General features: G+C 58.9%; 13 protein-coding genes. 10 read left to right on the forward strand and 3 right to left on the reverse strand.

The window, feature by feature from the left end; genetic code table 11:
- Nucleotides 1–11 precede the first annotated feature (11 nt).
- The 5 genes from J1G33_RS23385 to J1G33_RS23405 all read left to right on the forward strand — a co-directional run bounded on the left by J1G33_RS23385 (nt 12) and on the right by J1G33_RS23405 (nt 7,885).
- On the forward strand, nt 12–2,537 hold the full coding sequence (locus J1G33_RS23385; RefSeq protein ID WP_223018851.1) for an acyl-CoA dehydrogenase: 2,526 nt from the start codon (nt 12–14) through the stop codon (nt 2,535–2,537).
- Between the two features lie 79 nt (nt 2,538–2,616).
- Nucleotides 2,617–3,960, forward strand: coding sequence for a 3-oxoacyl-ACP reductase (locus J1G33_RS23390; protein ID WP_223018852.1), 1,344 nt, complete (start codon nt 2,617–2,619; stop codon nt 3,958–3,960).
- Nucleotides 3,961–3,964: 4 nt separating this feature from the next.
- Nucleotides 3,965–4,852, forward strand: coding sequence for a MaoC/PaaZ C-terminal domain-containing protein (locus J1G33_RS23395; protein ID WP_223018853.1), 888 nt, complete (start codon nt 3,965–3,967; stop codon nt 4,850–4,852).
- Nucleotides 4,852–6,150, forward strand: coding sequence for an acetyl-CoA C-acetyltransferase (locus J1G33_RS23400; RefSeq protein WP_078821204.1), 1,299 nt, complete (start codon nt 4,852–4,854; stop codon nt 6,148–6,150). Before J1G33_RS23395 ends, J1G33_RS23400 begins: the two co-directional genes overlap by 1 nt.
- A gap of 31 nt (nt 6,151–6,181) precedes the next feature.
- Nucleotides 6,182–7,885 carry an AMP-binding protein gene (locus J1G33_RS23405; RefSeq protein WP_148853918.1) on the forward strand — a complete coding sequence of 568 codons (1,704 nt, stop codon included), beginning with the start codon at nt 6,182–6,184 and terminating at the stop codon, nt 7,883–7,885.
- A 26-nt stretch (nt 7,886–7,911) separates the two neighbouring features.
- Here the strand turns inward: J1G33_RS23405 and J1G33_RS23410 are convergent, their stop codons facing one another.
- On the reverse strand, nt 7,912–9,912 hold the full coding sequence (locus J1G33_RS23410; RefSeq protein WP_223018854.1) for a M10 family metallopeptidase C-terminal domain-containing protein: 2,001 nt from the start codon (nt 9,910–9,912) through the stop codon (nt 7,912–7,914).
- A 379-nt stretch (nt 9,913–10,291) separates the two neighbouring features.
- On the reverse strand, nt 10,292–11,407 hold the full coding sequence (locus J1G33_RS23415) for a Gfo/Idh/MocA family oxidoreductase (RefSeq protein WP_223018855.1): 1,116 nt from the start codon (nt 11,405–11,407) through the stop codon (nt 10,292–10,294).
- A 297-nt stretch (nt 11,408–11,704) separates the two neighbouring features.
- Between J1G33_RS23415 and J1G33_RS23420 the strand changes: the two genes are divergently transcribed.
- The gene (locus J1G33_RS23420) at nt 11,705–12,745 is read left to right on the forward strand and encodes a YCF48-related protein (protein WP_103734985.1); all 1,041 of its coding nucleotides are present in this window, start codon (nt 11,705–11,707) and stop codon (nt 12,743–12,745) included.
- A gap of 16 nt (nt 12,746–12,761) precedes the next feature.
- Nucleotides 12,762–15,137, forward strand: a complete 2,376-nt coding sequence (locus tag J1G33_RS23425) for an RND family transporter (RefSeq protein WP_223018856.1) — start codon at nt 12,762–12,764, stop codon at nt 15,135–15,137.
- Nucleotides 15,138–15,192: 55 nt separating this feature from the next.
- On the opposite strand, the gene J1G33_RS23430 is transcribed toward J1G33_RS23425, so the two are convergent.
- Entirely contained in the window at nt 15,193–20,289 is a 5,097-nt protein-coding gene (locus J1G33_RS23430) for a DUF6543 domain-containing protein (protein ID WP_262416923.1), read from the reverse strand.
- Between the two features lie 292 nt (nt 20,290–20,581).
- Here J1G33_RS23430 and J1G33_RS23435 point away from each other — a divergent pair, with 292 nt between their 5' ends.
- From J1G33_RS23435 to J1G33_RS23445, 3 genes are all read left to right on the forward strand, one after another.
- Nucleotides 20,582–20,878 carry a DUF5629 family protein gene (locus J1G33_RS23435; RefSeq protein WP_078821210.1) on the forward strand — a complete coding sequence of 99 codons (297 nt, stop codon included), beginning with the start codon at nt 20,582–20,584 and terminating at the stop codon, nt 20,876–20,878.
- Entirely contained in the window at nt 20,865–22,040 is a 1,176-nt protein-coding gene (locus J1G33_RS23440; RefSeq protein ID WP_078821211.1) for a lactonase family protein, read from the forward strand. The genes J1G33_RS23435 and J1G33_RS23440 overlap by 14 nt, the downstream gene beginning before the upstream one ends.
- A gap of 156 nt (nt 22,041–22,196) precedes the next feature.
- Nucleotides 22,197–22,376 carry a hypothetical protein gene (locus tag J1G33_RS23445; RefSeq protein WP_005787847.1) on the forward strand — a complete coding sequence of 60 codons (180 nt, stop codon included), beginning with the start codon at nt 22,197–22,199 and terminating at the stop codon, nt 22,374–22,376.
- Nucleotides 22,377–22,912: the final 536 nt, after the last annotated feature.

The following is a 22,912-nucleotide window of genomic DNA, read 5'->3' on the forward strand; positions in this document are numbered from 1 at the left end:
GAGGTATCCCTATGCTTATCTGGTTATTGGTGGGTTTCGCAGCAGCGATTGCCCTGGCGTATCGACAAGCCGCCGCTACCCTGTGGCTGGTCACTGGCCTGGTTTGGCTGGCAGCGGGTTACCTGTTCAACGTCGTGGCCGGCCTGGGCACCGCCGTCGCGGCGGTACTGGTGGTGTTGCCGGCCCTGGTGCTGGCGCTCAAACCCCTGCGCCGCACGCTGTTGACCAGCAAGGCCCTAGGCCTGTTTCGCACGATCATGCCGGCGATGTCCGACACCGAGCGTGCGGCCATCGAGTCCGGCACTGTGTGGTGGGATGCCGAGCTGTTCAGCGGCAAGCCCAACTGGCAGCGCCTGTTGCAAGCCGCGCCGGCCAGCCTGAGTGCGGAGGAGCAAGCCTTTCTCGACAATGAGGTCGAAACCCTGTGCGACATTGCCAACGACTGGGAAACCACCCAAGTCTGGCAGGACATGTCCCCCGAAGGCTGGCAATACACCAAGGACGCCGGGTTCCTCGGCATGATTATTCCCAAGCAGTACGGAGGCAAAGGCTTCTCCCACTACGCCCACTCCCAGGTGGTGATGAAGCTGTCGACTCGCTGCTCGGCGGCGGCGATTTCGGTGATGGTGCCCAACTCCCTGGGCCCGGCCGAATTGCTGCTGCATTACGGCACCGACGCCCAGCGCAATTACTACCTGCCGCGCCTGGCGCGGGGCGAAGACATCCCGTGTTTTGCCTTGACCAGCCCGTATGCCGGCTCTGACGCGGGTGCGATCCCGGACCTGGGCATTGTCTGCAAAGGTCTGCACGAAGGCGAAGAAGTGCTGGGTTTCAAAGTGACCTGGGACAAGCGTTACATCACCCTTGGCCCGATTGCCACGGTATTGGGCCTGGCATTTCGCGCCGAAGACCCGGACGGCCTGCTTGGCGCGGCCGGTTCCCTGGGAATTACCTGTGCGCTGATCCCGACTTCTCACCCAGGGGTGAACAGCGGTCGTCGTCACTGGCCGCTGAATGCGGTGTTCCAGAACGGTCCTACCACCGGCAAGGACGTATTCATTCCACTGGAGTGGGTGATTGGCGGCCGTGAACAAGTCGGTAACGGCTGGCGCATGTTGATGGAGTGCCTGGCCGCGGGCCGGGCGATTTCCCTGCCTTCGGCTAACGTTGGCCTGGGCAAGGTCGCCGTGCGCGGCACTACAGCCTATGCGGCGATGCGCAAGCAGTTCGGCTTGCCCATCGGCAAGTTCGAAGGGGTGCAGGCTCCGTTGGCGCGCATGGCCGGGCACCTGTATGCCTGCGACGCGGTGCGCAAGGTGTCGGTAGCGTCCCTGGATGCCGGCGAGAAACCTTCGGTGATCTCGGCCATTGCCAAATACCACGTCACTGAGCGCGCGCGCATCATCGTCAACGACGGCATGGACATTGTTGCCGGCAAGGGTATCTGCATGGGGCCCAATAACTTCCTCGCCCGTGCCTATCAGCAAAGCCCCATCGCCATTACGGTGGAAGGCGCCAACATCATGACCCGCTGCCTGATCATCTTTGGTCAGGGCCTGATTCGTTGCCACCCCTATGTGTTGCGCGAAATGGAAGCGGCGCGCAACCCGGACCGGCGCAAGGCGCTGGAAGACTTCGACAGCGCGATGTTCGGCCATGTGAGTTTTGTACTGGCCAACACCGTCCGCGCAGCGGTGCATTCCCTGACTGGCGGGCGCCTGCTTGGCGCGCCTGCCAAGACCGACCCGGCGCTGGCGTCCTACTACCGTCAGGCCAATCGGCTGTCGGTGGTGCTGGCGTTGATCTCGGACATTTCCATGGGCGTGCTTGGGGGTGCCCTCAAGCGCAAGGAAAGTATCACCGGGCGTTTGGGGGATATTCTGTCGCAGCTGTACATCCTGTCGTGCGTGCTCAAGCGTTTCGAGGACGACGGCCGGCCCCAGGCAGATCTGCCGCTGGTGCATTGGGCGGCGCAGGACGCGTTGCTGCGCGCCCATGAAGCCTTGGCTGAGGTGCTCGACAACTACCCGTCGAAACCAGCGGCGAGGGTGGTGCGCGCGTTGAGTTTTCCGTTTGGCATTCCCCTGCACAAACCGTCGGATCGTCTGTTGGCGCAAGTGGCCGATGTGGTGCAAACCCCAGGGGAAACCCGCGACCGCTTGCTGGCCAATTCCTACATCCCGCGCCCGGAAATCGACAAGCTGGCCTACGGCGAATTGGGCTTTCGTTTACTGCCACAGGTGGAGTCGATCGAGGCTCGGCTTAAACCCGCCATCAAGCAAGGTTTGCTTGGCCCGCTGCCGATTTCGGCCACGGCCTTTACCGAATGGCGCGTCAAGGCGCGGGCGCTGGACTTGATCAGCGACGACGAGGACGCCTTGCTGGGCCGCTATGTGGAATACGCCGATCACGGTATCCAGGTGGATGACTTCCCCCAGGATTTTGGTTTGCTGGAGGCGTTGCAGCAGCGCAAGCAGGCGCTCGAACCGGCCGCCAAACGGCGCAGCAGCCAAAGCGAAAACGCCCCGGTGAATTGACAGTGTGGGAGGGGGCTTGCCCCCTCCCACATTTGATTGGGTTTACAAGGCAAATGTGTGGCGTGAGTGAGTGCTTACCATGAGTGACAACTACCTTTCATTCGTCAACTCCCCCTGGGGCCGTCGCCTGGCCCAGGCTATTGGCTTGCCGCAACCCTTGCCGCTGCAGCGTCATCGCAGCGGCCAGGCCGGGCTGGCCAACCCGGTGATCATCGCCGGGGCAGGGCGCCTGGCGGCGTCGGTGCAGCGTATTTTCAGCGCCACCGACACCGTCGCCGCCACGGCGGCAACCCTCAAGGCGCCGTCCACGGTCAAGGTGCAAGGCGCAGTGTTTGATGCCAGTGGCGTGGTCGATCTGCAACAGTTGGACGAGCTCTACCTGTTCTTCCACGCCAACGCCAAGCGCCTCGGTCAACATGGCCGAGTGGTGGTGCTCGGCACTGCGCCGGAACACAGCAAGGACTTGCCCCAGGCCATCGCTCAGCGTGCTCTGGAGGGCTTGGTGCGCTCGCTGGCCAAGGAGCTGCGTCGGGCGATCACCGTACAATTGTTATATGTGGCGCCGGGTGCCGAGGAGGCATTGGACAGCAGTTTGCGCTTCTTCCTCTCACGCCGCTCTGCCTATGTCTCGGGGCAGGTGGTGCGCCTGGAAAGACCTGTGGATGGCAACACCACCGTCAATTGGGACAAACCCTTCGCCGGTCGCCGTGCCTTGGTCACCGGTGCTTCCCGAGGCATCGGCCTGGCTATCGCCCAGGTGCTGGCGCGTGACGGCGCCCATGTGGTGTGCGTGGACGTGCCCCAGGCCCAGCAAGCCTTGCAACAGGCCGCCGCCAGCGTCGGCGGGTCGGCCTTGCCCCTGGACATCACCGCCGCCGACACCGCCGCGCTGTTGCAAGCCCATGTCAGCCAATACGGTGGCTTTGATGTGGTGGTGCACAACGCCGGGATCACCCGTGACAAGACCATCGCCAAGATGACCGAAGCCGCCTGGCGCAGCGTGATGGCGGTCAACCTGCAGGCACCGTTGCAGCTCAGTGAAGCCTTGCTCGACAACCAGGGCATAAACGCCGGTGGGCGCATCATCTGCGTGTCGTCGATTTCAGGGATTGCCGGCAACCTGGGGCAAAGCAACTATGCCACCTCCAAGGCGGGCGTGATTGGCCTGGTGCAAGGTCTGGCACCGCGTGCGGCGGCCCGGCAGGTCACAGTGAATGCGGTGGCGCCCGGCTTTATCGAGACCCAGATGACCGCGAAGATCCCGTTGATGATCCGTGAGGCGGGGCGGCGCATGAATTCATTGTCTCAGGGCGGGCAGCCTATTGATGTGGCCGAGACTATCGCCTGGCTCGCTCATCCTGCGTCGGGCGGAGTGAATGGCCAGGTCGTGCGAGTGTGTGGCCAAAGCCTGTTGGGAGCCTGAAGCGATGGACTATGTGACGCAGATTATCGACCCGCCGCCGTCGCGCACGCAGTTGCTGCTCGACGGTATGCGCGCTATGCGCAAGCCCAAGCTCGACGGTGCGCCGCTGTTACCCACGGCGTGCCTGGTGCGCGCTGCGGTGGCGCTTTCCCCCGCGGGTATCGCCGCTTACGCACGGGCCTGTGGCTTTTGTCCCGAACAGGGCGTGCCGCTGTCCTACCCCCATGTATTGGCCTTTCCCTTGCACTTGATGCTGCTGACCCGGCCAAGCTTCCCGTACCCGGCCAGCGGCATGGTGCATCTGGCCAATCGTATTCGTCAGCACCAGCGCCTGCACCAGGGCCAGGCGTTGCGCGTGGAGGTGTACTGCGAGCGCTGGGTCGCGCATCCCAAGGGGCAGGCATTGAGTATCGCCACCCGTGCCTTCAGTGCGGGCGCGCTGGTGTGGGAAAGCGACAGCCTGTACCTGCGCCGTAACGTCAACAACCCCGTGGGTGAGCCATGGAATGACCCATTGCCATTGCAGGAGGAAGGCTTGTTGCGCACCCAGCGCTGGGTGCTTCCCGCCGACCTGGGGCGACGCTTTGCCAAGGTCTCGGGGGATTTCAATCCGATTCACACCTCGGTCATTGGGGCCAGGCTTTTTGGTTTTCGCCGTGCCATCGCCCATGGCATGTGGACGCTGGGCCGTGCATTGGCGGCGCAACAACCGCCCGGTGGCCTGGAGCAGGCGCAAGCGCATTGCGATTTCAAGTTGCCGATTTTCCTGCCTGGCCAGGTCGCCCTGTGGAGCCACCCGGTGACTGGCCCACGCCGTGAGTTCGAAGTGCGCAATTTCGCCGGGGACAAACCCCATATGCGCGGGCTGTTTATTTGGAAAGAGAACCAGTGATGAGTGACTACAGCTTCAACCCGGCGCCAACTCGCCGCGTGGCGATTATCGGCGGCAATCGCATTCCGTTTGCTCGCTCCAACACGGTGTATGCCCATGACAGCAACCAGGATCTGCTGGTCGCCGCTCTCCAGGGCCTGGTCGACCGTTACAACCTGCATGGCCAACGCCTGGGCGAATTTGCCGCCGGGGCAGTGATCAAGCATTCGCGGGATTTCAACCTGGCCCGTGAAGCGCTGTTGTCCACCACACTGTCGCCGCAAACCCCGGCCTATGATGTGCAGCAAGCCTGCGGCACCGGGCTTGAAGCTGCGCTGCTGGTGGCGAATAAAATCGCTCTGGGCCAGATCGAAGTCGGCATTGCCGGTGGCGCCGACACCACCTCCGACGCGCCTATCGGCATCAACGAATCCTTGCGCCATACCTTGCTTGCGGCCAATCGCGCCAAGGGCATGGGCGACAAGCTCAAGCAACTCCTCAACGTGCGCCCGTCGATGTTGTTCAAGCCGCTGCTGCCGCGCAATGGCGAGCCGCGTACGGGGCTGTCCATGGGCGAACACTGCGAAGAAATGGCCAAGCGCTGGCAGATCAAGCGCCTGGCCCAGGACGAGTTGACCCTTACCAGCCACCAACGATTGGACGCGGCCTACAACCGCGGTTTTTTCGACGACCTGATCAGTCCCCATCGCGGCCTGGCCCGCGACAATAACCTGCGTGCCGATATCAGCCTGGAGAAACTGGCGGGCCTGTCGCCGGTATTCGACCGCCAGAACGGCACCCTCACTGCCGGCAACTCCACGCCCTTGACCGATGGCGCTTCGGTGGTGCTGCTTGCCAGTGAAGAATGGGCCACTGCCAATGGCTGGCCGGTGCTGGCCTACTTGCGCACGGGTGAGACGGCGGCGGTAAATTTTGTCGACGGCACCGAGGGCCTGCTGATGGCACCGGCCTACGCCGTGCCGCGCATGTTGCAACGGGAAGGCTTGAGTTTTGCCGACTTTGATTTATTCGAGATACACGAAGCGTTTGCCGCCCAGGTGCTGTGTACGCTCAAAGCGTGGGAAGACCCTGAATATTGCCGCGAGCGGCTCGGCCTTGAGACGCCCTTGGGCACCATCGAGCGCAGCAAGATGAACGTCAACGGTGGCTCACTGGGCTGCGGCCATCCGTTCGCGGCCACTGGCGGTCGGCAATTGGCGGCGCTGGCCAAGGCGATCCATGAACGCGGTGGTGGCCGCGGCCTGATCTCGATCTGTGCGGCGGGTGGATTGGGCATCACCGCCATCGTCGAAAAGTAACGCTTTTAAAAACAACAATAAGGACACTGCCATGAACGCTATCAGCCTGGAACACACCGAACGTATCTGGTTGAACACTTACCTGCCCGGCGTTCCAGCCGATATCGAGACCGGGATCGAGGAGTATCCGTCGCTGCGTGAAGTGTTCCTGGAGCATCTGGAAAAATTCAGCGAGCGGGTGGCCTACGTCAGCATCGGCACCGAAATGACCTACGCCGACTGGCGGGTTCAGGGCATCGCCTTTGCCGCTTGGTTACAGGGCCAGGGCGTAAAAAAGGGCGACCGCGTGGCGCTGATGATGCCCAACTGCTTGCAATACCCGATCTGCCTGTTGGGCTCGATCCTGGCCGGTGCCGTGGTGGTCAACGTCAACCCGTTGTACACCGCCCATGAACTCAAGCACCTGCTCAAGGACAGCGGCGCCGAAACCGTGGTGATCTTCGAGAACTTCGCCCACACCCTGGAAAAAGCCATGGCCGGCAGCAGCGTCAAGCGCGTGGTGCTCGCGGCTATCGGTGATTTGCTGGGGACCTTCAAGGGCGCGGCGATGAACTTTATCCTGCGCCGCGTGCAGAAGCAGGTGCCGGCTTTCAAGCTGCCCGGTGCGCTGCGCTTCAAGCAGGTGCTTGAACAGGGCAGGGGGCTGCACCACTTGCCGGTTGCGCTGGATCGCGATGAGCTGGCCTTCCTGCAGTACACCGGCGGCACTACCGGCGATGCCAAGGGCGTGATGCTCAGCCATCGCAATATCATTGCCAACCTGCTGCAAGCCAAGGCCTGGGTCGGCGACCAACTGGACCAGCACAAGCAGGAAACCAATGTGACCCTGCTGCCGCTTTACCACATCTTTTCGCTGACCGTGAATTGCCTGATGTTCATGTGCCTGGGCGGGCGCAATATCCTCATCGCCAACCCGCGGGACGTGAAGCGGGTGCAGATGATCCTGCGCAAGGAGCGCTTCAACGGGATTGCCGGGGTTAACACGCTGTTTAATGGCTTGCTGGAGAACAAGGAATTCTGCTCGCGGGATTTTTCCGACCTGCGCCTGGTGATCGCCGGCGGTATGGCCACCCACACCGCGGTGGCCAAGCGCTGGAAGGAGGTGACCGGGCTGCCGATCATCGAAGGCTACGGGCTGACCGAGTGTTCGCCCGTGGTGAGCATCAGCCCTATCGATATTTCGCGTATGCGCGAGATGGAATTTACCGGCAGCATCGGCGTGCCGTTGCCGTCGACCTGGGTGCGTTTCATGCGCGAAGACGGCGAGCTGGCTGACATCGGCGAGCAAGGCGAGCTGCAAGTACGCGGCCCGCAAGTGATGCAGGGCTACTGGAAGCGGCCCAAGGAAACTGCTGAGGTATTGGATGCCGACGGTTGGCTGTCCACCGGCGATATCGGGGTGATGGACGCGCGCGGCTATATTCGCCTGGTGGACCGCAAGAAGGACATGATCCTGGTCTCGGGTTTCAATGTGTACCCCAATGAAATCGAGGACGTGGTGGCGATGCACCCGGGTGTCGCGGAAGTGGCGGCGATCGGTGTGGAAGATGCCGTGAGTGGGGAGAAGGTCAAGATCATCGTGGTGCGCAAGGATCCGGCCCTGACCCAGGAGCAGATTCTTGCGCATTGCCGGGAATACCTGACGGGGTACAAGGTGCCCCGGTATGTGGAGTTCCGCAGTACCGAGCTGCCCAAGACGACGGTTGGCAAGGTACTGCGGCGCGCATTGCGCTGACTCGGTTTACCGGGGCTGGCCAATCGTCAGAGGTAACCATCGTCGGGGAAATTGAGACCAATGACATCCTGGCTGTGGATCGGTCGGATGCTTTTGATCAAGAAATCAGTCTTGCCATTTCCCGTCAAATCGACACCGAGGAAGTACCTATTGGTTTTTGGGTTGAATGTCAGGATGGTATCGCCCGGTTGTCCGCTGTACTGACTGACGTAGTTGAGTTGGACTTGCGAATTTTCGCTCAGGCTGCTCAAGTCGATTTTGTCTTGGCCTGTGGTGAAGTCCATAAGCAAGTCAGCGTTGTTGCGCGGGGAGTCGCCGGCGGCATGATAAGTAAACGTGTTGGAGCCACCGTTGCCGGTCAGTATGTCGGCTCCGCCACCTCCAGTCAGGACGTTGTCCGCACTGTTCCCGGTAATACGATCGTTGCCTGTGCCGCCTTTCGCGTTTTCGATAAGGGTTTGGGCGCTGATGTGCACGTTGTTAGTCAAACCACCCACGCTGGAGCGTGAATCCGGGGTCAGGTTGATTCGCTGGTTTTGCGCGAAGCCAGAGAAGTCCAGCGTGTCATTGCCTTGTTTGTCGTGCACGCTGAAACCGGGCCTGTCGGTGGGAGACGTAAGGCTGGTTTCGGGCTTGCCCGTGTTGGAGTTGAAGCCGTAGACAGTGTCGGCGGCTGTGGATTTCGCAAGTGGAGGCGTAACCGGGGGTGGCGTCGTGGGTACCGGAGCGGGAACGGAAGGGCGTGTAGGTTTTGATTCAGGTAGCACCACTGGGGTGGCATTCGTCAAAATATCTGTGGGCTTTATGGGCTTTTCACTCAGGATCACCAGCATGGAATAGGGGTCGCCAGTTACATTCATGATCAGCCTGTAGCGCTTGATACTCTCATCGTAGTCCAGCGTCAGTTCGCCTTTCTTCCCCGTGTGCCAGTCAACAAGCTTGGGTTTCTGGATGCCCGCATCTTTCAACATGGTTGACAGGTCAATCTTGTCGATGCCACTTGTGAAGTCTGTGAGTGTATCGGGGTTTTCACCAGGTGAGTCGCTGACACTATTATATACAAACGTATCTGCGCCACCTCCACCGGTCAGCGTGTCGCCGCCAGCACCTCCCCTCATGCGGTTGTTGGCATCATTGCCGATCAGCACGTCGTGCCCCGAGCCGCCAATGGCATTTTCAATAACAACGCCCTTGGCGATTGATACATTACCCTGACGGCCGCCGACATCTGAGATTTTTCCCGCGTTCAAGTTGATCCTTTGATCTTTTTTGAATCCGGAAAAATCCAGAGTGTCTTCGCCGCCGTTATCCCAGATACAAAAGAACGGCAAGTCGTTGGGGGAGGTCAACGTGTAGTGGTCGCGCTCTGTGTTGGAGTTGAAACCGTAGGTTGTATTGCCTTTACGGGTTTCGTCGTTGGCCTTGTATCGCAAATGAGCGCCGGCAATATCGTGCATCATCGGGGTTTGGGAAGAGTCCGATACGAACGAGTTTTTATTATTTTCATGGGGGCGAAACAGGCTGAAGTTATAACTCATAGTGCTATAGACGTCGCTGCTTTGAGGGAGGTCAAGATCCGGATGCTCAAGTCCCAAGGTGTGCCCGATCTCGTGGACCATTGCCGCATGCAGCCCGGCCCCTTCATTTTTTCCGATATTTACGTCCTGAGCGCCGTAAGCATTTGGCAACGTAGCGTCACCGCCCCCACCTGAGACTTCCCGAACTGACAGGTGAGTGTCAGCATTTTTGCCATTTTCGACAAAATTGACTTTTATAACATCTTCCCAAGACCGAAGTGCCTGCCTGAATGCTCTCTTTTTGGTCTCGCTGAATTCGGTAAATGCATAGGACACAGTGAGTTGTCCGTCACCATTGCGATCTTGTATTTTATAGTTGCTGCGAGTGAGATTTTTAGCAACTTCATTGGGAGGATCGGAAGAGAGTGAGTTGCTAGCGGATAAGTTGGAAGTTTCGGTTGTCACAGAGAACGATTTTGCGGGCGGGCAGTAAGCGCGAATCGACGACATGATTGAGACCCTTGAGTAAGTGGGTATTAGTTGCTGGCCATGCTTGCAATTGATGTTGAAGGCGGGGGTAAGTTAGACGCTTTTGGGAGGCTGCTCTAGGGGTACAGTATTTCGATATATGATTGTGTTGTTAGGTAACTGTGATCATGTTGCTAGTGTGCTAGGTGTTGTCGGAATAATTACTTTGTGGGGGAGGTGCCAAGATAGTTAAGCGAAGGGCGAGGGTTATCTTGTCAGATAGAATGGGCGTTGAATGGCTCGTGCGCTCATATTTTCGTTATTTAGAAAACAAGCAATGAGTGCGTGCATAGAACATACAACAATGAGTGACGTCGCCCGTAGACAGGGCGACGTGATTGATCATTTGCACCGTGATTGATTAAAGTGCGCTGACCTTGACCCAACGTTCTTCGAGGGCCGCCACGCGAATCGCTGTCGCCAACCGCTCCACCTCCCATGCAGCATCAAAGTCCGTGCCATCCGCACCTTGCCCCGCAAGCGCCATGATCAACTCCTGCACCTCCAGCGTCTTCAACTCGTTGTAGCCCAACTGATGCCCCGCCGCTGGGCTGAACGCCGCATAGCCGGGCAGCGCAGGGCCTGCCAAGACGCGTTGAAAGCCGTCCTGGCCGACACGGTGCAGGCGCAGTTCATTCAAGCGCTCCTGATCGAACGCCAAGGTGCCTTTGGTCCCGCTTATCTCAAAGCACAGGTGGTTTTTGTAGCCGTGCTTGAGCCAGCTGCTGCTCACCGTGCCGCGCGCACCGTTGGCGAAGCGCAGCAGGGCGTGCACCTGGTCATCCACGGCGATGGATTTCAAATCAGCGCTGCCTTGGGTCGCGGGACGCTGAGCATGCACTGTCTGGGTATCGGCACACACACTGACCACATCGCCGACCAGGTAACGCGCCATCGACAGCAAATGGCTGCCCAGGTCAGCCAGAGCACCACCGGCGTGTCCCACTTCGCAACGCCACGACCACGGCGAGACCGGATCGGCCATGAAGTCTTCGCTGAACTCACCCTGGAAGCTGATGATCTGGCCCAGCTCACCCCGGGCTAGCATCTGGCGCGCCAACACGATCATCGGGTTGTGCTGGTAGTTGTAGCCCACTCGCGTCACCACCCCGGCGTTGCTGGCTGCACGGCGCATGGCATCGGCTTGCTCCAGGCTGATGGCCAGGGGTTTCTCGCAGTACACCGCTTTGCCCGCCGCAATCGCGGCCATGGCCATGGGGTAGTGCAGGTGGTTGGGGGTGGTGATGGCCACGACATCGACCTTAGGGTCCTCGATCAGCGCCTGCCAATCACCATGGGCCTGGGCAAACCCCCAGGCCGTGGCGCAGCGTTGGGCTCGCTCGGTGTCGGCATCGGCCAGGGCAGCAAGCTTTAGCTGTACCGGCAACTCGAACACTGTGCGCGCGTTATTGAACGCTAACGCGTGGGCACGGCCCATGAAGCCTGTGCCGATCAAGCCGATTCCGAGTTCACGCATAGCCGTGGTCCTTTGATTATTGTTTTCAGGGATGGCATTAATGGAATAAAAATTCGCAAATATCAATAGTTGGAATAAAAATTCACTCATCACTTCAGTTGATATGAACCTATTCAGCCGTAGCCAAACGCCGCCAGTTAACAAAAGATAACGTAGCGCCGATTGTCAGACGATTCCAAAGCCCGATAGGATGGCCCGTGCTGACTCCAGGCGCTCTAGATTGCAGGTTTCAACGTCCTGGAAGATAAGCCGACCTAAAAATAATAAATGGGAGAAAGGTCTATGAGTGAGCCTGTCATGGGTTGGGTAGTTTGCCGCCCACGCGCCGCACGCAGGGTTGCGTTGCTGGCCACAGCGCTCTCGCTGCTTGCCGGTGCGGTGTTGTCTACGCCCGTACTGGCCGCCAGCGATACCTCCGCCGCCGCGGTATTTGCGATTCAATCCCCCAAGGCCGCCAAAGGCTTGATGATCGATGTGGTTCACGCCGGCAAGCGGCTGGTGGCGGTCGGTGATCGTGGGCATATCCTGTATTCCGATGACCAGGGCAACACCTGGACCCAAGCCAAAGTCCCCACCCGGCAACTGCTCACGGCGGTGTTTTTCGTCGATGACCAACAGGGCTGGGCTGTCGGCCATGATGCGCAAATTCTTGCCAGTTCCGATGGCGGCGCCACGTGGACCCAGCAATATGAAGACCTCAAGCGCGAAGCGCCGTTGCTCGATGTGTGGTTCAACGATGCCAAGCACGGACTGGCCGTCGGCGCCTACGGTGCGTTGATTGAAACCACCGACGGCGGCACCACCTGGGCCGACGTCAGTGACCGCCTCGATAACGAAGACCAGTTTCACCTCAACGCCATCGCCCGGATCAAGGACGCCGGCCTGTTTATCGTCGGCGAACAGGGCAGCATGTTCCGCTCCAGCGACGATGGCCAAACCTGGGAGAAACTCGAAGGCCCCTACGAGGGCTCGTTGTTTGGCGTGATCAGCACGGCGCAGCCGCAGACCCTGCTGGCTTATGGCTTGCGCGGCAATCTCTACCGCTCCACGGATTTCGGCAGCACCTGGGAACAGGTCGAACTCAATGCCACACGCGGTGCGCTTGAGTTCGGCCTGTCTGGCGCCACCTTGCTTGATGATGGCGCCATCGTCGTCGTCGGCAACGGTGGCAGCGTGGTGGTCAGCCATGACGACGGCCAGACGTTCAGCGTGTTCAATCGCCCGGACCGGATTTCACTCTCGGCAGTCACAGCCGCAGGCAATGGCAACTTGATTCTGGTGGGGCAGGGTGGCGTTCGTGTCGCCACGCCAGCCGGCGCCGAACTCGTAAAACAATAAGAAGGGCGGGGAACGCATGAGCAGTCATCACAACGATAAAGCGACCTTTCTTGAGCGCCTGATTTTTAACAATCGCCCGGCGGTGATCGTCATCTGCCTGCTGGTGAGTATTTTCCTGTTCTGGCAGGCGACGTTGATTCGCCCGTCTACCAGCTTTGAAAAGATGATCCCCCTCAAGCACCCCTTCATCGAAAAGATGATGGAGCACCGCAACGACCTGGCCAACCTGGGCAACACCGTGCGCATTTCGGTGGAGGCCAAGGATGGGGATATCTTCACCAAGGACTATATGGAGACCCTGCGTCAGATCAATGACGAGGTGTTCTACATCTCCGGCGTCGATCGTTCGGGCCTCAAGTCGCTGTGGAGCCCCAGCGTGCGCTGGACCGAAGTGACCGAAGAAGGCTTTGCCGGCGGTGAAGTGATCCCGCAGAGCTACAACGGCTCGCCGCAAAGCCTCGACCAACTGCGCAACAACGTGCTCAAGTCCGGCCAGGTCGGGCGTTTGGTGGCTAACGATTTCAAGTCGAGCATTGTCGATATCCCGTTGCTGGAGTCCTACCCGGACCCGCAGGACCAGGGCAAGCTACTGGCCCTGGACTACCAGAAGTTTTCCCACGAGCTTGAGGACAAGATCCGCAACAAGTTCGAGGCGCAAAACCCTAATGTAAAAATCCACATTGTCGGCTTTGCCAAGAAAGTCGGAGACCTGATCGACGGCCTGATCATGGTGGTGCTGTTCTTTGGCGTGGCCTTTGGCATCACCCTGATCCTGTTGCTGTGGTTCACCAACTGCCTGCGCAGCACCATCGCGGTGTTGAGCACCACATTGGTGGCGGTGGTATGGCAGTTGGGCCTGATGCATGCCGCCGGTTTCGGGCTGGATCCCTACTCGATGCTGGTACCGTTCCTGATCTTCGCCATCGGTATTTCCCACGGCGTACAGAAGATCAATGGCATCGCCCTGCAATCCGGTGAGGCCGACAACGCCCTGACGGCTGCGCGCCGCACGTTCCGGCAACTGTTCCTGCCGGGGATGATCGCGATTCTCGCGGATGCGGTTGGCTTTATTACCCTGCTGATCATTGATATCGGCGTGATCCGTGAACTGGCCATCGGCGCATCGATCGGCGTGGCGGTGATCGTGTTCACCAACCTGATCCTATTGCCGGTAGCGATTTCCTATGTAGGGATAAGCAAACGCGCCATCGCCAAGAGCAAGAAAGACGCGAACCGCGAACATGCGTTCTGGCGCCTGCTGTCCGGATTCGCCAGCCCGAAAGTCGCGCCGGTCTCGATTTTCCTGGCCTTGGTCGCCTTTGGCGGCGGCCTGTGGTACAGCCAGAACCTGAAGATCGGCGACCTCGACCAAGGCGCACCGGAACTGCGCCCGGACTCGCGCTACAACAAAGATAACAACTTCATCATCAGCAACTACTCCACCAGCTCCGACGTGCTGGTAGTGATGGTCAAGACCCGTGCCGAAGGCTGCTCGCGCTATGAAGCCATGGCGCCCATCGACCAGTTGATGTGGAAGATGCAGAACACCGAGGGTGTGCAGTCGGCGATCTCGTTGGTGACCGTATCCAAACAAATGATCAAAGGCATGAACGAGGGCAACCTGAAATGGGAAACCCTGTCGCGTAACCCCGATGTGCTGAACAACTCCATCGCCCGTGCCGATGGCCTGTACAACAACAACTGTTCCCTGGCGCCGGTGCTGGTGTTCCTCAACGATCACAAGGCCGAAACCCTCGACCGTGCGGTGCACGCTGTGCAGGAATTCGCCAAGGAAAACAACAAGGACGGCCTGGAGTTCATCCTCGCTGCTGGTAACGCAGGGATCGAAGCGGCCACCAACGAGGTGATCAAGGAGTCGGAACTGATCATCCTGATCCTGGTGTACCTGTGTGTGGCGACCATGTGCATGATCACCTTCCGGTCCTGGGCGGCGACTTTGTGCATTGTGCTGCCGCTGGTGCTGACCTCGGTGCTGGGTAACGCGCTGATGGCGTTCATGGGTATTGGCGTCAAGGTCGCGACCTTGCCGGTGGTGGCCCTGGGCGTGGGGATTGGCGTGGACTACGGTATCTACATCTACAGCCGTCTGGAAAGTTTCCTGCGTGCAGGTTTGCCGCTGCAAGAGGCGTACTACCAGACATTGAAGTCCACCGGTAAAGCTGTGCTGTTCACCGGTCTGTGCCTGGCCATTGGTGTGTGTACCTGGATCTTTTCGGCCATCAAGTTCCAGGCCGACATGGGCTTGATGCTGACCTTCATGTTGTTGTGGAACATGTTCGGCGCGTTGTGGCTACTACCCGCACTCGCGCGGTTCCTGATCAAGCCTGAGAAACTGGCGGGGCAGAAGGGCAATTCGTTGTTTGCGCATTAAGCCAATGCAAAAAGCCGCACTGTGCGGCTTTTTGCAGAGCGTCAGTTGATCAGCCTCACAGCTCCAGAAAGAGCTTCTGGTCCAGCGGGGCTGTAATACTGGCTTTGGTTATTTTCTCCACGACGCCATTGTTTCCTGCTTCTCTAATCAAGTCCTTTTGGGTCTTGTAGCGTTGGGATGGGATTTTCAGATGCGCAGCGTTGTGGTCGGCTCGCTTCCAGCCTTTCTGCGGATAGTGGAAGTGGGCATACCACAACGGTTCGACTTCGCCTTTTTTGCGAACTTGGTACTCGGTGAGAAAGTCGTTTGGCTTTAATTGGAAGTCCCGCTTTACCAGGTTGATATCGACAAAGCGATGGGTCCACAAGAAGTCGACATTTTCCGCTGTCGGCGGCTGAACCAGAAAGCCGTCTGCGGCGTGTTGACGGGCCTTTTGCAGCAGCTCATCTGCGGCGGCCCTCCATTGTGCAACTAAGTCGGCGGTTTCCGGTCTGGCTCTATGGCTGGCTTCGGCTTGATCCGCTGTCTCCCTGAGTTTATTGGCCAGCGGTTCTAGCATATCGTTCCAATCCTTGGGGGTAACAGTATCGCGCCGCGCCGGATCGTTAAGTTTGCGTTTCTGGAAAAGAATTGACTGCTCCTCTTTCGCCGCGTCACTCATCAGCTTTTGTGCCTCGCTCTTATAGTTCGCCAGGGACCTCGGGGGGGAGGCAAGGCGGGGAGGTGTGGGCTGCCCACGGATGATCTTCACCCACCCACGATCATTCGCGTGTTCGCTGTAACTCGCCACGGGTTGGCCGCTTTGTGGGTCTATCACATCGACAATGTCAAAGGTCTGGCCCGGTTCCGGAGCGCGCAGGGTGCCGATCAAGGTCTCATTGTCTTCAGTCTTGAATACGCGTTGATTACTCGGTTTGGCCCGTTGGTCGCTGCGTGGGGGCGCTTTTGGAATTAGAAACTGCTCTTCTTCGACGACCTGGACCAACTCGGCTTCCGCTTCGGCGATGAGCTTATTGAGTACCTCGGTGAAACGCTGGTGGTATTGCGCCCGAAAGAGCTCTGGGTGCTCCTCCTGCATAAGGAGGCTGTCGCTCAATACCTGTTTGTATTTAGTGATAATGGTAGTCAGCGCGGCATTGCGTTCGCTCAAGGTGTAGCCGGTGTATTGGTGCAGATCATTAAAAGCGACTATTTCGGTTTTCAGGGATTCTGCCAGGAAACGCTTCATCTGCAGGTGGTCAGTTGCCCCTGCGCTGCGGGCAGACCATGTCGTGGTTAGTAATTTGAGGAACGACATCCTATTCAGTTTTGATGTCAGTATTCTGGCGGCGGGAGGGGAGGTGTAACGCTCTTTGATGTACTCCTCGGCTTTTTTATTACCGAAGGGGGAGTCGTTCTTCCACTGATCAAATGTGTCACTGACCGCCTGCTTCGACGCCAATAGGTTTTCAGTAGCGTGATAGGCCATTTCGGACACTTCCATCAATTCATCGTAAGCGATCTCGGAGTCGTTATTGGACTGCCGTATCAACTCCTCCAGCGAGGCGCCGTTCACTCCAACGTGGCGGGCGTCGTTGGCCAGCTTCGTGTAAACGTCATCTATTTCAGTCAGGGCGTGCAGGACTTTTTCGTACACCTCTGAGCGGTCCTCTTTGAATTTGGACAGGTCGTCGACCCCGCCGAATTTTTTGGGTGCAATGATTTCAATGGCTTTTTCGCCAGCCACCTTTAGGGTTTGTGTCAGCGGCTTGAGCGCCTGAAGTTGCTGGTCCAGGTTGCTCTTGAGCCGCTCGGAGGCCTCGTACTGTTCTAGATAGGGCGCAAGAAATCGCTGTGCCGAACCCTCACTCCTGGATAGGTTGCGAAGCGTCTTGAGTTTTTTTCGAGCGGTCTCGTAGTCGGAGAGGCTGGTTTGGATTTCTTTGAGTGCGCTTGTATGGGCTTCTACCACTTTGGTCAATTCCCGCGTGCTGCGCTGAAAGTTCGCCTTTGCTTGCTTCTGCGCTAGCAGGTTTTTTTTGACCATATCCTGCGGGCTCTCGTTTTTTGGCATGCCTCCCTTGAGCTTGGGTGCCACGTCAAAATGCCAACGACCCTGGGCATCGCGTTGTATTGGCGGTGCCGTACGTGCCTTGTTCTGTTCATCAATAACGTACGGGCCATCCAGGTCGGTCGCTACGCGATACCAGTGATTGTCGATGTTGGCATACAGCTTATCGTTCACTTGGTACAGACCTTTTTTGATGCCTTCGGCGATGGGCAATCCAGGGGCGGTCGGAGCCGTTACTTTGAACGAGTCTATGTGTGCAAGCAGGCTTGGCGTCAATCCACGCGGGCTGGATAAGCGGATATCGATGGCCATACTGTTGTCGCCAAAATTGCCGGAGGAGGGAGGTGTCGGGTCCTGACGGATCACAGCCTGGCGAACTATCGGCTGATTGCTGTCGCGAGGGCGCGGACCGCGGCTGTCGGAATGGGCGTCCTGCTCGAAGTGTTCAAAGGACTGCGCTGGTTTGCCAGGTTCGCCGGTCGGAGCATGGGTCAGCGTCATGCCCAAATTGATCAGCAGGTCGATCACCGCCGAAGTCGGGTCCGGGTCGCTTGGTGTGGAGAGCCGCTTGATGTCCTCTTCGCTGTTGGCCAATTGCAGTAACCAGCCCGCCATAGCCCCCGGCCCGCGCAATACCGGCAGCAACGTGTTGAATAGCAGCCAACCGAGTTCCTTGTGCGAGGCCCAGCGGCTTTCAGCGTCGGAGGTGGATTGGCCTTCCGCCAGGGTGACGAGGCTGTTGGCGTTGGATCGGAACCAATGCGTGAATAGGCCACCGTTGAGCTGGTCCTGGCGTAGCGTGGTGGCCTCAGCATAGCCGTCGACGGCGAGGGTGGTGGGCTTGGGCGTGGTGGGTGGGTCGAACTCATTGAATACGGTGAAGCGTGCAATATTGGGGGTGCGAAAACCGCCATTGCCATACACCGCTCTGACCTTGTCATCCTTCAACCAGGCCAGCACGCTGTCTTGCAACGCACCCGGCTGGCGGATGGCTTCCAGCAGCGCGTCGCGGCTTGCAAACTCCAGCAACGCGGGCTTCAGTTGCGCACGATAGAGAATATGTGGGCCGCTGGTGCCGGCCACTGGTTCGATGATGAACATGTTGTCGACAACGTCTGGCGTTGCCCCTGGTTTGCGCACAAATGCCAGGGGGCGCACGGTAATCTCCTGTCCGTCCACCTGTTTGCTGCCCGCACCGGGCTGGGTGAGTGCTTCAATAAAGCGGTAACCCTGGGCGCTCATGCCGGCTTCGCCCTTGAGCTTGAGCTCCAGCGCCTGCATGGCGAGCTGGATCGGTACCTGCTCGACAAAACGCGCTGCCCGGTCCCGGGATTGCTGGGTCTCGCTGAGCAGTTCGCGATTGAGCAGTTGTGGGTAGTGGCGACCGATATCCACGCTGCTGATCAGGTTCTTGAGCATCTGCGGCATTTGCGGGTCGCTGCTCGGTTGCCCACGCAGATGGACTTCCATCTCGCCCTTGGGCAAGCCGGCGAGATTGTTCAGAGCCATATCCACCAGGCTCATCTTCACCCGCTCGATGTAGCCGCTGCCCAGATTACCCACGGCGACCTTGAACACCACCTCCACATCCTTTGCCGTGTAGCCCTTACCGGACAATTGCTCGTCCAGTTGCTGCTGGGCGTAGGTGCGGATATCGGGAATGCCGTCGAGAAACGTCCGGCCGTTGTTACGTTGTACGCTGCTGGCCAGTGCCAACGAGTGACGCCGGTAAGTGTCACGATCTGCTTCGCTGGCGTTTTTGAGCCAGCCTGGCAAATTATCGCGCAGCCGCCCAAGCTCGGCCGCATTTGCAGCATAGGCTCCGGTGAACCAGGGGCTCGGGTCGCTTGCACGGAAGAAGGCCTGCTCCAGTTGATCAGGCGTGCCCGACGTTGGGAGCTCAATGGATGCGACGTTTTCCACCATGGCATTGAGGATGAGCGCCGCTTGTGTATCAAAAATGTTTGTATCGATTTCCTGGCGCTTCCAATTCAGGCTGTCGAAAACAAACACTTTCTCCAGGTTTCTCCCCCAGGCTTCGCCGAATGCTTGCAATGAGTCATACGGTGTGACGACTCCAGCGGGGGTTGTATGCAGCACTTGCGTACGGCCGTCGACTTCTCGTGTGATCAACAGATCCGGGCTCAGTTGAGCTGAATTGCTGGCGCCATGGCTTACGGTGGTGTCGAGGATAAATACCTTGGCCGCTGCGTTGCCTTTTGCGGCTTGGCGGTGCACTTGATCCGGGTAGGTGGCGAGCTGATCGAGAGTCTCGCGTTGCGTGTCGGTGAGCCCGGGTTGTTTCAATGCGGCGGTTCGCAGGGTGTCCCTGAGTGTGTCGCTCAGCCATAGCCAACGGTTTGTCTCAAGGTTGGGGATGTCCTGGGTGTTATAGGCGTTGCCGTTGAAGTGGCGAACCAGCGCTTGTTCGAAACCGCTTTTGAGAGTGGTTCGCAGGCTGCGGATGATCAATTCGATGGCTTGCATATCGATGCCCGGCACCAGCGCTCCCGCCAAGGGCCCCGGTTTGAGCATATGGCCCGTGGCTTGATCAATCAGCGTGCAGGCCAGTGAGTGTTTATCGGTAAAGTCCAGCTCGCCGTCGCGGGTCAGGTGCTTGAGTGCTACGTCCAGCAAAGGGGTCAAGCAGTACTGGGGGGGATTGTTGGAAATGGGTTCGGCCAACGCTGTGTATCGAGGGTCAAACGCCAGGGTGGGATACAGGTTTTTGATGGCGTCGCTGAGCAGGTTCGACACCACTGAGCGCAACGTGGGCCGGCCAGCGAACTGGTGTGCAACCGTATTGGCTGTGATGTCGGCAGCGGGCTGCGGCGTTGAGACCGTAGCGGTCGGCGTTGGGCTTAGCGGCACAAAGCTCAAGCCGGATCTGAGCGATGACGACCCCGGCGATGTTTCGTAATGGACGCTGGTATCGCGCCGGGATCTGCGCAGTGATTGATCGTGGTCCGTTTGGAGCGACGCCTCGGAGTGGCTGCCAGGGGGTATTTCGAGCACTTTCCCCGACTTGTGGGTAACGGGGGGGAGCGGTACGGGGCTCAAGGTGTAGTCGGAAAGTCTTGGAGGGTGGTTTCCATGGATCATCGTGTAGCTTCCTTGTCGTTGAGATCTTGCTCGGCGTAGCGATTTGACCCTGAACGCCTAAAGCGAACAGGCGAGCGAAAATTAACGACCGGTGCTTAACCGTCAAATGAACAATGAGTAATCAGCTGTTTCCGGCAACGCTGTATCAGCGGCAAAAGCTGATAATGCGCAGGCCGACGTAGGGGGGAGTAATTATGGCGGCATGTGAACGCCCCCGATGGTTGAACGCAGCGTTTAGGCCGATGCAACAATTTGGCCTATCATGAGGTCTTTCCTCTGAACGACTGATGTGATGACTGCCGAATCTGCCACCCTGCCGGACACCCTTGAAACCAGCGACATGCTTGAAATCGATGGCTTGCACGCCTTTGACTTCGAACTCGATAACGAGAAGTTGCTGATCACCGCCATGGACGGCCGTGCAGAAAAACGCTGGGCGTTCAGCCTGGCCCAGGTGCAGGCGGCCACGTTCGACGGCACCCTGCAAAGCTGGACCCTTACCGGTGAATCGGGCGAGCACCGCTTGATCTGCATGAGCGCCTTCACCGGCAACAATAACGATGAGGATGTAGCCGATGATGATGCGTAAATTCTGGCCCTTGCTGATGGCGGGCAGTGTCGGTGCCATGTCGGTGCAGGCTGCACCGGCTGACACCTATGAGCTGCTGGTGGGCAGCTATACCGCCGGCACCAGCGAAGGTATCTACCGCCTGCAATTCGACAGCCGCACCGGGCAGTTCAGCGGCAAGCCGGTGCTGGCTGCCAAGACGGCCAACCCGTCGTGGTTGACGGTTTCCAAGGACCAGAAGTACCTGTTTGTGGTCAACGAGAACGGTCCAGGCCAGAAAGACCCGGTGGGTCGTGTCAGCAGTTACAGCATCGACCCGCAAAATCATCAGCTCACCCTGATCAACCAGGTGCAGAGCCTGGGCAACGAGCCGACCCATTCCAGCGTCGCCGCCGATGGGCGTCACCTGTTCGTTGCCAACTATTCGGTACTCGAAGACCCGGGCGGCAGCCTGGCGGTGCTGCCGATAGGCGCCGAGGGCAAGCTGTCGGCCCCGGTGCAGTTGAGCGGGCATCCGGCCAGCCGGGTAAATCCTGAGCGCCAGGCGTCCAATCACGTGCATTCCGTGGTGTCGTCACCGGATGGCAAGTACGTATATGTGCAGGACCTGGGCGCGGACAAAGTGTTTGTCTACCAGTACGATCCCAAGGCCAATCACGAATTGCCGCTGACGCCGGCCAACCCGGCCTCGGTGCAACTGCCACCCGGCAGCGGCCCGCGTCATTTGCTGTTCAGCGCCGACGGCAAACACGCCTGGCTGACCACCGAAATGAGCGCTCAGGTCGCGGTGTTCGATTACAGCGACGGCAAGCTGACGCAAACCCAGCTGCTGGACTATGCCGCTGGCCAACCGGTGTCCGACAAGGCCGGCGCGGCGCTGCATGCGTCAAGCGACGGCAAGTTCCTCTACGTGAGCAACCGCGGTACGGCCAATCAGTTGCTGGTGTTCAGCATCGACCCGGCCACCGCGCACCTCAAGGAGATCCAGCGTCGCTCTGTCGAAGGTGATCACCCTCGTGAGTTCAGCCTCGACCCGAGCGGCAAGTTCCTGCTGATCGCCAACCAGAAAAGCAATGAAATCGTGGTGGTTGAACGCGACCCCAAGACCGGTCTGTTGGGTAAAACCGTGCAGCAATTGCCGATCGATGCCCCCAGCGACCTCAAGTTCCTGGTGCGTCAATAAGCCACAGGCCCCGCAGTGCGGGGCCTGAGCCTTTGTATTAATTCGGTTGATAGCGGCTACTGTTTCAAAGCATTTCTAAGGTTCAATCCTCGGGCGTAAGTTTGGTTCCAAGGCCTCCACCGGCCACTCAACCAAACGAACACAAGGGTTACCGCCATGAACTTGAATCTCTTCTCCATCATCGCCGCTTCCGCTGTTTCCGCCACCGTGGCATTGCCTGCCAGCGCCAGCGTGGAAGTCACTGACAAGAAATCCAGTGTCACGGCCTACACCCAGAAATACCTGCAACAGAGTGCCAATTTCTATGCAGCGCTGGATCACAAGACTCAGCACTGAGCTTCAGACAATAGAGGCCTGATGTGGGAGGGGGCTTGCCCCCGATGAGCATGGGTATCTACACAACTTTTGTAGCCACCGCCGAGCGTAACCACGATGCGAAGCGAGCCGCTCTTGATCTTGATCTTGATCTGCTTTTGATCTTAAGCGCCCCGTCAAACCACGCTGGCCGGAATTCGACAGGGATTTGGGGGGTAAACCGGCAGGGATGCCGGTTTAGCCGCCCCGCGCCATGGATGGCGCGTGGCGGCGGCCCCCCAAATCACTGGCGGATTACGGGCACACCGAGCCTAGGCGAGGTGCCGAGTGGTGGGGCAAGAGCGTTTTGCTTACTTTTGCGCTTTTCAAAAGTGAGCCGCTGTAAGAGCGGAACCAATAGTAGCCGTTGCCTAAATAACGGATATGTACTCGGTTTGATCCGGCATCCTGGTCGGCCCTGAGGCCGCCATCGGGAGCAAGCCCCCTCCCACAGGTACAGCGCCATACCAGAAGTTGTGTAGATACCTATGCCCCGATGAGGGAGTATCAGTAAGCAC

It is taken from the genome of Pseudomonas sp. P867, assembly GCF_019891455.1.
GTDB lineage: Bacteria > Pseudomonadota > Gammaproteobacteria > Pseudomonadales > Pseudomonadaceae > Aquipseudomonas > Aquipseudomonas synxantha_A.